The sequence below is a fragment of the Psychrobacter piscatorii genome (assembly GCF_904846415.1).
Lineage (GTDB): Bacteria > Pseudomonadota > Gammaproteobacteria > Pseudomonadales > Moraxellaceae > Psychrobacter > Psychrobacter piscatorii.
The window spans coordinates 1-11,068 of sequence record NZ_CAJHAR010000053.1; the positions used below are offsets into that span (position 1 = coordinate 1).

At 37.4% G+C, this 11,068-nt stretch carries 8 protein-coding genes; 2 read left to right on the forward strand and 6 right to left on the reverse strand.

Features of this window, described 5'->3' with window-relative positions:
* Positions 1-190 precede the first annotated feature (190 nt).
* Positions 191-1,120: a bestrophin family protein gene (locus JMX83_RS14235; protein ID WP_201603099.1), complete on the reverse strand. Its 930-nt coding sequence runs from the start codon at positions 1,118-1,120 to the stop codon at positions 191-193.
* Positions 1,121-1,704: 584 nt separating this feature from the next.
* Positions 1,705-2,904: a globin domain-containing protein gene (locus JMX83_RS14240; protein WP_201603102.1), complete on the reverse strand. Its 1,200-nt coding sequence runs from the start codon at positions 2,902-2,904 to the stop codon at positions 1,705-1,707.
* 504 nt (positions 2,905-3,408) lie between these two features.
* On the opposite strand from JMX83_RS14240, the gene JMX83_RS15410 reads away from it, so the two are divergent.
* Entirely contained in the window at positions 3,409-3,570 is a 162-nt protein-coding gene (locus JMX83_RS15410) for a helix-turn-helix domain-containing protein (protein ID WP_320157667.1), read from the forward strand.
* Positions 3,571-3,574: 4 nt separating this feature from the next.
* Positions 3,575-3,703, forward strand: a complete 129-nt coding sequence (locus JMX83_RS15415) for a hypothetical protein (protein ID WP_320157668.1) — start codon at positions 3,575-3,577, stop codon at positions 3,701-3,703.
* Between the two features lie 41 nt (positions 3,704-3,744).
* On the opposite strand, the gene JMX83_RS14250 is transcribed toward JMX83_RS15415, so the two are convergent.
* From JMX83_RS14250 to JMX83_RS14265, 4 genes are all read right to left on the reverse strand, one after another.
* A complete protein-coding gene (locus JMX83_RS14250) occupies positions 3,745-4,299 on the reverse strand; it encodes an Rrf2 family transcriptional regulator (protein ID WP_062844853.1) in 555 nt (184 codons plus the stop codon).
* A gap of 426 nt (positions 4,300-4,725) precedes the next feature.
* Entirely contained in the window at positions 4,726-7,938 is a 3,213-nt protein-coding gene (locus tag JMX83_RS14255) for a tyrosine-type recombinase/integrase (RefSeq protein WP_201603105.1), read from the reverse strand.
* Positions 7,931-10,354, reverse strand: a complete 2,424-nt coding sequence (locus JMX83_RS14260; RefSeq protein ID WP_201603107.1) for a hypothetical protein — start codon at positions 10,352-10,354, stop codon at positions 7,931-7,933. The genes JMX83_RS14255 and JMX83_RS14260 overlap by 8 nt, the downstream gene beginning before the upstream one ends.
* Positions 10,347-10,898 carry a hypothetical protein gene (locus JMX83_RS14265; protein ID WP_201603109.1) on the reverse strand — a complete coding sequence of 184 codons (552 nt, stop codon included), beginning with the start codon at positions 10,896-10,898 and terminating at the stop codon, positions 10,347-10,349. The genes JMX83_RS14260 and JMX83_RS14265 overlap by 8 nt, the downstream gene beginning before the upstream one ends.
* Between the last annotated feature and the right edge of the window lie 170 nt (positions 10,899-11,068).

The following is an 11,068-nucleotide window of genomic DNA, read 5'->3' on the forward strand; positions in this document are numbered from 1 at the left end:
TAATTAAGCTATTCAAAATCGTGGCTCAGCGCTACCGTAATCGTCGTCAGCGTTATGATTTAAGAATGAAACTGTTCGCAGGTTTGGTCAATTTCGAGCTTAAGCTATGACTTTTGCAAGAGGTCTAGTGAATAATTCAGCCACCGTAAGAAATGCTTTTATTGAGGTAAGACAGCGTCTCTAACATAACTTACCGTAAAAAATAACCGTCTATTGGTACTATCTCAGATGGAATATCTGTTTCTTCTAATGCTTCTAATAGATTAATTTCGATAATTCGTGATATAGCGGTAAGTGGTAAATTGTTAGGAGCTATGCCAAAAGGGTCTGTTATCTCTTCACTCAAAGCATCAAGACCAAAAAATGTATAGGCAATGACACCACACACTAGAGGAGTCGCCCAACCTAAAGAATTTGCCAAGCCAAAAGGCAACAAGAAACAAAATAGATAAGTAGTTCGATGCACCAATAAAGTATAAGCAAAAGGCAACGGCGTCGTATAAATACGCTCACAAGCTGCTAAAACAACTGTCAACGAAGATAATGTATTGTCCATGTTCTGTATCATAAGATCTGATGACAAATTTTGACGTCGACTATAGCCCAACTTTTTACCCATCAGTCGTAGCAAATACTCAGGTAGGTTTCGCGCTTGGTGTATATCGTTATGATGATCAGGCTCAACAAAACTCTCAACATCTTCCCATGGTGACGTACTACGCAGTCTATGTCGTAGCGCGTGAACAAAAGCAATATTAAGGCGGATAATAGATCGCTGTGTATGACGCCCAACTTCCGTCTCATCATCGATAAATGAAATTATTTGACGTGTTAAACTGCGAGAGTCAAAAACCAACTGTCCCCATAATCCTCGAGCTTCCCACCATCGCTGATAAGTCGCATTATTGCGAAAGCCTAAAAATAGAGATAAAGCGATGCCAAGCACAGTAAAAGGCACAGCACCATAAGTAGAAAAAGAGCTTGGAATCGAGTGTTGAACCGCTGATATGATTGCACTGAGTAAGGTAATGAATAAAACTTGAGGATAAATTTGTGGGATCACAGAACCACGTAAGGTGAAAAGTATCTTGAATGCATTTGGTTTTTGTCGAACGATCATAACAGTTTTTTACCGATAAATTTTAGACAGTGGCTAGCAAATGTGCCATATGCTTGGCAATTGAATGATTTCAATGACTCAGACACCCTTTAGATAAGTGTCTTTTATAGAGAGAATAATGGTTGATAATTTTAGCACTAAAACCAATATTTTTATAATCCAGAGTGTACTAGTCGGACGAAATAGCAATAAAATAAGCACCGACCAAATTTTACTTAAAGCAAGGTAGATACTTAGGGCGTGTCCTCATTTCAAAAATGAGGTAAATTGCCGTCAAACAAGGAAAATAGCGCAAATAATATCAAAATATTAACCATGTATTTGATACGGTTTGACAAAACTCAACCAATTTTAGTCCATTTAGTCGAGCATCAATTGAATTGAGAACATGACTTAGTTATATTTAAAATTAATCAACTGAACGATTGAATGTAATTAAACTTACCTATAATAGTCATCATATTACCGGTGATCGCATCATATACTCTGCTAAAATTTTTATCAGAAAAATAAAAAAACTATTGGGTTAAGGTATATCACCACTATAAGTGTCTGATGACATACCTTAAATATATCGCTAAAAATTAGGCTATTTGCAAACTCATTTTAGGGCCAAAGGGTTCGTAGTGGACGCTGTCAGAGCTATGCTCAAGCGCTATTAAGCCACTAATCATACTTTCCATAAATGGCATAGAGCCGCACACATAGATATCAGCAGGTTTAGGTAAATTAGCCAGTGAGTTATTGTCTAATAGCTGTCCACTATCAAAATAAAAAATATTTTTTTCTACCGTTGTCGCTGCTTCTAACAGTTGATTCACTCGACCCTCAAAAGCATGATGATCTTTATTCTGACAAGCGTAGGCCCAAATGATAGGACGCTGCGGGTTTGCCATTACTTGTGTCTCTAACATCGCTAAAATAGGTGTAATCCCAACGCCTGCGCTGATAAGTACTAATGGAATATCGTTCTGGTGAATTAGCGCTTTATTAAGTGCGAAATCGCCCGCTGGTGCTGATAGTAATAGCGTCTCGCCAACTTGTAACTCGTCGTGTAGATAGTTGGAGACTAAGCCATAATGACCATCACGATTGTCTCTTTTGACGGCGAACTGAATGCCATTGTCAGTAGTAGTGGCATTCAAAGAATAATGACGCAGTGCTAGATGATTGCTATCTTGGGGATCAGTTTTTACCGTAATATATTGACCAGCCGTTAAAGTAAGCTTGCTTAAATCAATATCCTGCCCATCGTTTCGGCTATCTTTCGTTGGTACAACAGTAAACGCAACAATATCAGCGGCAACAGCTACCTTTTCAACCACTTCAAAGTTCGCAAAGCCTTTCCACATCGCCTCTTCATATAAGCCTTTTTCAAGTTGAATAAAGACGTCAGCGATTTCACCATAAGCTTCCGTCCAAGCCGCTATGATGTCATCATTTGCTGCTTCTCCTAATACTTGTTTGATAGCGCCTATTAGATGCTGACCTACAATGGGATAATGCTCTGGTAGGATTTGCAAAGCACGATGCTTATGACTTATTTCGGTAACTTGTGGTAATAACACTTCTAAATGCTCAAGATGTTTCGCAGCTGCCAGAACCGTCATTGCCAATGCTGTCTGTTGACGACCTAGCTTTTGATTGGTTTCATTAAAGATATCTAATAACTCTGGATGCTCATTAAACATATTTTGATAAAAAGCCGTGGTAATCTTTGTACCATACTCCTCCAATACAGGAACAGTTGCTTTAACAATTTTTAGCGTTTGTGCAGTAGCCATAATATTTCTCTCTTTTAGGGTCTGAGAAGTTAATTGATACCTGTATTCAATCTATTTAATGACGGTTTATAGGCCAGCTACATAACCATCTTTAAACATTCATTTAAAATACATCTTATAATAACATTTTTAACTTCCCTTTTACTAGGCTATTCTTTCATTCCAAAAATAGTGATAAACATGAGACAAGTTGCCATTAAACAAGGGAATTAGCTCAAATAATATTGATATATCAACCAGCTATTTGACACGGTTTGGCAAAATATAGCCATTTTTAGCGCATTTAAAAGATAATTAATTGAATTGATGACACGTCCTATTATTGAGAATTTTTAGAGTAATCTCTAATGCCATAGCAAGTGTTGTAACGCAGAATGAGATAATCAAACACGTCTTAGTTATATAAATTCAATTTTCGAGAATGTTAAGAGGAGCATTGCTTATACCGCAGGCTCGCTCGCTAAGTAGTTATTGTTTGACAATAATCCAATGTTACGTCGAGGCTTGTCTGATTTGCTAAGTCTTGAGAACAGTGTGGAAGCGGTTGGCGAAGCGAACGATGAATGGCAATGCTTAGGCTTTTTGGCAGCCAATCAGGTTGATTTGGTTGTTCTTGACAACAAGAGAGTGGGAAGTCATTCAAATGATCGCCGAAGATTTGAGTAGTAAGATGATTGCTAATAAGTTGGACATTGCAGAATCAATGGTGAAAGTACATGTGAAGCATAGACTTAATAAGACATGCTTAAGCACTCAAATTGGCGCTGCCGTATGGATGGTGAGTAAGTTGGTTAAATAGGCTACCCATCATAATGCGTTATAGCCAGCTCCAAACCCTATTTAAAATAGCAGTTTCTGAAGCTCTTTATTATTTAAAGTAATATCAGCTAGGGTATAATTATCCATCACTTCAATAAAAGCTTGTGTGGCTTCATAAAGCACGCCTTTTAGCTGGCATGAGGGACTGATGGTACACATCGTTTTGGGCGAACTATCAATCAGATCAACCCTTATTTTCTCAGTTAGTAGCTTTTGATTATCATTACTGTCCACACTACTATTTTCATTTTTACCTACAACATCACTGCTATTGCCTTCTAGAAACTTGCTCTCAAAGCAAGGAACAATGGCAAAGTCAGGCTCAGTATGACGTAAAACTTGGCCCAGATTAATGTCTTTGGCAGCCATAGCCAGTCGAATGCCACCGCTTTTACCGCGTACACTATCTATATAGCCAAGCTGCGCGAGTTGATGCACGATTTTAGTCAAATGACTCTTAGATATCTGATAGCTATCAGCAATGTCAGATATCGTTGCCAAAGCTTCCGAGGTTGGCATCACCGTTAAATATATTAATGTTCGTAACGCATAATCACTATAATTAGTAAGACGCATAGTATCAGCCCATTTCTAGAGTTTATCTAAAGCATAGTCAATGCAAAATTAAATTGGTACACCAATCGACCAATATAAATCTTTCTCTCTGGCTGTTCGCAAGCGTGGTAGAGGTATTGAAAAATTCGTCCCAGCAATAAGGTAGCATTTTATTGTTTCTTAACTATACCTATTATAGCTCTAAACCTATTATATTCTTAAAACGTATACAATGATTTATGGATTTAACCCCTATGATAATTCCCCCAATAAATAAGAACACGTAGAAATAGAGATTAACTACTATGAGCTATGCTGAAGAAACCGTACAACTAAAATTGGTAAATTAAGCCCATTAATAAGTGACCCCTACTGTCAATCGCGTAGAACCAAACTTGGGAGGTTTTAATTATGTAGCCTGACAACAAAAACTATTCTACATCAGCCTCACTTCTCACTATCTTGTTCAAGCATTATCACTAACATCTCTCCCAAAAACTTCAAGACGCCGGAGGACTCATACGTAGTTTTTTTCTCAGATTTGGCGTTCATTTTTCTCACAACTCTAACTTCAAATTCTGCACCATTTTGGTTAGCCTCAACTCTAATGGCGCTATCTAGTTTATACTTTTTCTTGAACTCCCTAACTTCTTTCACGCTATTAGAAGTCATTTGCCAATGCTGAGGGGCAATAATTTCACAGCCTATCTTCAAAAATTCAGCTAATAGCTTATGTTGAGACTGTTTAATACCAAACTTTAAGTAAGATCTAGAAGTAATGTGCTTTTTTTGATAGGTTCTGACAAACTGGCGTAATTTATCAGGGTTATGTACTGACATATGATACGCTTTATCCAATGCTGTTGTAATAATCGCTTGAGCAGTTTGACCTTTAACTTGAGTGATGAGCTTGTCATTATTATTTAAGTCATTTGCATTTTGATAAAGCTTTTTCGCTTTGTGAAGATGAATACCGTGTTCTGTCGCTTTATTTTCCAATTCTCTATCACGCAGCTCAGGTTTAAGGTTATCTAGCTTTCTTATAAAGCTTATAACAGCGTCATATCTAGCATCAATAAAGATAGAACGATATATCCCCTCACCTTCAGTATTCTGTTGGATAAGTTGAGCGCTCACATCGGGCGCTGTAAACAAAGGAGCATGATGCGCCTTTAGTTTTTTGGCAAAATAAAATCTTAGCTCTTTTAGTGCTACCATCTTAGAAGCTTTATCATAAGCGGTTTTACTATGATAATTTACCTTTTGATAATCTATACCTGTTATATTCTGAAAAACAGTGAAAGGTATTTCGATTTTAGCGTGGCTTAGCTGCCACCCTGCTAATAAATGTGCGGTATGGATATAATGCTCAAAGGTAGTGTCACAAGTTAGATGACCTACAAAGCTCGCTAACCCAAACCAAGCACCTTGATTTTGATGGTAACCAGCAAGACTGTCAGCAATATTTTGGCAGTCCTCGACAGTATAGTCAGTCATCACCTCTGCTAATGCCGAACCATTGATAGCTAGCGTTAACTGGCTGATTGCCGTATGTCTAAGGCTATGGAAAGTGTAACTGTGGTTGTCTTGTCCAAGCACTCCATCCCATAGTATCCTCATCAAATTGCTAAAAAAATATGTTGGTAGTGGCTGCTTATTTACGCCTTGAGAGAACAAATAGGACACCCCCATTCTTTCTTGCTGAGCAATAAACAACGTCAATATTTTTAACTCATCTTTTTTTACAAGCGCCGTTAATAATACTCTTCTTTTAGCACTACTACTTTTAAGACGTAGATAAGGGTTTGGCGTCAGTACAACGCTAATATCCGAGATACTTTTTACGTTCTTGAGTTTTATACCTGCAATCTCATTAATGCGCATGCCAGTACGATACGCTAGAATCAGTATCGTCTGGCATAAAAGCTTTTGGCTATGGTTTAATTCAGATGCTTGTATAGCGCTATGCATGGCGCTATACACTCGAGGCGATACCATACTTGCTTTGACGACCTGCTTATTTTCTCCCCATGCAAAAATCACGTCAGGAGCATCGAAATACTGCATCTGATATCGATGAAAAGCGCGTAATCGCCCATAAGTATAAGACTGAGTGTTTTTGAGTTCATCTAAGCTGATTGATTGTTGACTCTCATTTTTTGTGTCGTTACTTTCATCTAGCGCCTGCTCTAAATTAGATTTTGGATCATTTAAATCATCATTTTCAATATTCTTGATATCATTCTCATCAAGCTCAATATCGTCTCGATCATCAATTGGGTCTTTCTGTAAAACATCATTTTTGCGCGCATCTTTGACTTTACTTAAGATGATTTGCTCATATATGTCTTCATAATCATTGCTACCCCATTCCTCTAAATCTTCATCAATCGTCAGCATAAGCCACTCACGTCCAATACAACCAACGTATTTACTGACTGAGTTTAAATTGGTTTGGTTACTTTCTAGTAAAGACAGCACCCAACCGAGCAGACGTATGGCATTAGGCTGAGGAAAATCGTTTTTTAGGTGACTTATTTTTTCTTTGGCAGATGATCGAGCTCCTTTCAAGCTCTCTTGGATTAGCTGAATGATATTTTTGCTAAAAGCAGGATAGCCTTCACTCCTTCCAAGATTTTCACTTCTTAAGATATTTTGAACAAATAGCTGTTGCCAAGTAATGGCAGATTGGGTATTTTGAATGTCTTCTCGGTTATAAGTGAGTAACTGGTCTGTAGGCAATGACGTGCTTTTAAGCTGTCCTTGCATAACCAAACTACCAGCTCCATCAATAGCGCTATCAGGCCATTGGCGCCAGTGAAAATTAGCGTATCTAATAAGATGCGATAAATGAATTTTTTGCGGATCGCGGCAAGTGAGCCCAAACTTATTGTTTAGCTCTTTAACGATTGTCTCGAACTGGCTTATTTTACGCTTGTTTATATCAGTATCGCCTAAAGCATGTAAAAATATGAGACTGAGATCGTCAGGAACATAAGTGATATAACGAATTAATGCATCATTATCAGTATCCCCTCTACATCCATATTTATCATCACTGATCTCCAAAGGAATCACGAGTAAGATATTATCAGCATCTAGCTTCTTATGATGTACAGTCTGTTTTTCCATATTAATAAGATACAATTTTCGATCGCTAAATAGCCATTGATACAATGCTCTCAATGCCTCAATATCATTTAGACCACCAAACATGATACTGCTATACAAGAAATAAGAAACATAATCGTTGGCACTAAACTTAAGCTTACGTTGCCAAAACAGCTGCATAGCTTGCCATGTTTTTGAGACCTTTGAGCCTTCAACGAACCAGTCATAGCTTATAGTGAGTTTGTCCCGTTCGGCTACAATAGGAACAACAGGTTCATCTAGCGCGCAATTGTTATCTTTATTATAATTTCTGACAGCTTTTAAGAACCCTACTCTTGCACAGCGGTATTGATTGAATGTTTTGAAAATGTTCGATAACTCATTATCAATAGCACAATAATGCTCTTCCATATCGGATTCATCAAAGGGTTGATGTTCATATAAATACTCAGTGACCATCTCTCTAGCTTTGTTAATGAGCGCTAGCTTCTGCCGCTGTAAGTTGGCCGCTCTTTTCTCATGCGATGATAACTCTGACGATTTAGACATGGGGCTTGATCTCCACCTGTTTAAGATCAAGCTTTTTTGCCACACGATCTAACTGCGGCAATAGCTCTCTTCTATATTGATTGACTGATAATGAGGACATAGGATGAAATATCTCTTGATCAGAATGTTCATGACCAAATAAAGCACAAATGTGTAATTCTTTGACTTCATTGGTCAGCATGGAGCGTAATTGATGCCGCAGCCAATTGTCTTGATGAGGAAGAGCCTTGCCTACTATACTTCTAATACGTCTTGGTGTGATAGGCATAAACTTTTTTGGATTTAAGCTAAATATCTGTAAAAAAGGCACTTTTGAATGCAAAATTTGGTCGATTTCAAGTTTATGTTCCGGATACAAAGGATTATGCACACTAGCAAAGTGTTCTATATAACTAATGTAGTTTTTTATCGCCGTTTTCAGAAAAGTGCTGATAGGAATAAGGCGACCATAGTCTTTGCCTTGTCGTATGGATTTATCAGACATCCAATAGATATCATGATTAAAATTAAATTGATTTAAAAATCCAGGTGCGTCATTTACAGGTCTTATGCCTGTTTGAATCTGAATAATGTGCCAGAGCCATAAACTATAAGCATTGAACTGTTTAATATATTCATCTTCACGATCGTTTACGCCATGATTTAATTGTTGTTTATCGCCATGCACTTGTTCTGCAAGCATGGCAAAAAACTGACCACAGACCTTATCAGTCAGTGCCATCTCACTACCAATGTAGATTTTGTTAATGTTACTAGCGACAATTGGCATATCCACCAAATAAGGGTATCTGTGAGCTTGCCATAATTTATGGTTTTTTGGGTTTAGTAGATGCGAAATTTTTTTAGATTTATTGGGTCTATAGAAGTCGATACTCTTCAAGCTTTTAAAACATCGATTACTCAGTATTTTAATTGCCGCTTGATAGGTACTGATTAAATACGATGTTTTTATACTAGTATAGTATAGCGGTGCTGAGTGCTCCACCTCTACACCAGTGATGATATCTGATTGTAATGATTCGCCGATGTGGTGAGTAATAATAGATGCTAGCGCTGATTCTATATGCTGGCTTGATAATAAACCTAACGACAAACTCTCTTTAAGCGTTTTTAGAAGTTGATTGACATCATTAGGTTCTACTTCAAACTTATATTGTAATAAAGCTTGTAAAGTTACTGGTAATGGTAAACTAAAATGATTGCTATTGCTTTTAACGACGGACTTTATTACATCGCGCCTATTAACAGTGACATTAATACTATTTTGAATCACTGCCACACCGCTCTCTTCTTCCACCAAAAACTGTCTTTGGCTTTTGTTACTCGACACCTCACTGATCACGTATTTGATCGATCTACCGGTTATCATCGATAACAATAATATACAAGCAGTACGCTTATTATGTTGTTCTTCGTTAGAAACCATATCCCACAGTTTTACAAAAACTGACTGATAATTAGATAATGTTAATATTCTGGTACTACTAGGGAACATAAATCGATTACGTTTACTATGCAGATAGCTGGTTTTAACTTGGTACTGTTGTAGTTGCGATGATTTAGCTGTTTTCCTAGTAGGTTTATATTTATTGTCTAAAAGCGTTGGTGGGTCATCGTCAGCTAAGTTTTCTGATTTAACAACATTGTTGCCTGAGTACTCCTCAGGGAAACGCATTCGTCGAGTTTCTTCATCCGTAAGAAGTACATCTTGGTCTTCTCTCACCTTCTTTACGATTACAGACTGTCCATTTCCCCTACGTTGCCTTTCGATATAACTCTTATCTTTAATAACAACTTCATAAGCAAGTCTTATCTCACCTATCTTCTTAGCTAGATTATGAGTTTTAACTAAACCTGTCTCCTCCCTATGCCGCATATCTTGTTCGTATAATTCAATATCAGCGAAGTTTTGAAAGACATTGGCAGATGAGTCATGTATGTCTATCAGCTCATCAATAATTGCCGTTTGAGATGAGTTCTTTTTGAGCGCCATTCTTATGCGAACGCCAAGCTTGTTAACTTTATTAAAATGCTTATCCTGACGCTTTACTATGAGTAATGTAAGTTGCAAATACTTGCTCATAAAAAGCCAAGATTTGTTAGTGAACGGTTCTTGCCTATAGTAAACATTAAATGTAGCTAACATATAAGAAACGGACCAAACATCAGTATTTTTATGAGAATTTACTGCTTCTATAATAGTATTGCATTCGTCATACGTTAGCTCCGTCAAACTCAAACCGGCACTCTGATCACTAATTGTCATCAAGTAGTTTGGAGACAAAATTATCAGCCCAAAAATAACTCTCTGCACTTGAGCTGACAATGGTGAATCATGTGGCACAATCTGTCTGATCAAAGCATGAGCCTCTTCGGCCTCCATAGTGCTAACAGGCCACCTCTTTACTTCATCCATTGGTCCAGTCCATGTTTTGTGGTAAATCAAACGCTTGTTTCTCTTTCTTCAAAGACCTTTGTGCGTATAAATACTGGTCGATGTTGATGCCGGCGAAGTTACAGTAATCTTCATTAAATAAGCTATCACACCCCATTAGCTCTTTCAGCGTTGTTTGAGCACAATGCTTCTGAAGATGCTGCCATAAAGAGACATGGTCGACATCGCGATGGAAGCATAATCTCAATACGTCTGCCCAGGCCATTTTAGTAATTTGTTCATCATTACCTGCAATAATTATAAATGGCTGGCTTACATTAGCCTCGTGATGAAGAATATTCGCCATGCGCTCAAAATTATCAAAATACAGATAACTTTTCTTATCGCAAAAAATAATTCTTGTCGGAGGCTTATGGTACTTATTGATACTAACAAGATGAATAGGTGAGGTTTTAGGACGATATTTCAGCCAAGTTTTATAGGCTAGTGACGCTTTAGGGTGGACGGTCAAGGTAATATAATTAGGAGTAAAAAAATTATTACGAGCTAAGAGTATTTCTGTCATTGAACACCTCTCCTCTCTAGAAAAATTAACCGTCCTAGAAATAATATTGATAGGGTAGGAGTAGTTCTAGACTAGCTTAAGAATAGTTAAGTGTCAATATACGTATTTTTACGGTGACTATAATATGAATAAACTGTTACTTACTGCACTAACATGCTAAAATATGATGA

Coding starts and splice junctions, on each gene's coding strand:
- JMX83_RS14235 (WP_201603099.1), bottom strand. CDS start 1,120: ATGATCGTTCGACAAAAACCAAATGCATTCAAGATACTTTTCACCTTA.
- JMX83_RS14240 (WP_201603102.1), bottom strand. CDS start 2,904: ATGGCTACTGCACAAACGCTAAAAATTGTTAAAGCAACTGTTCCTGTA.
- JMX83_RS15415 (WP_320157668.1), top strand. CDS start 3,575: ATGATTGCTAATAAGTTGGACATTGCAGAATCAATGGTGAAAGTACAT.
- JMX83_RS14250 (WP_062844853.1), bottom strand. CDS start 4,299: ATGCGTCTTACTAATTATAGTGATTATGCGTTACGAACATTAATATAT.
- JMX83_RS14255 (WP_201603105.1), bottom strand. CDS start 7,938: ATGTCTAAATCGTCAGAGTTATCATCGCATGAGAAAAGAGCGGCCAAC.
- JMX83_RS14260 (WP_201603107.1), bottom strand. CDS start 10,354: ATGGATGAAGTAAAGAGGTGGCCTGTTAGCACTATGGAGGCCGAAGAG.
- JMX83_RS14265 (WP_201603109.1), bottom strand. CDS start 10,898: ATGACAGAAATACTCTTAGCTCGTAATAATTTTTTTACTCCTAATTAT.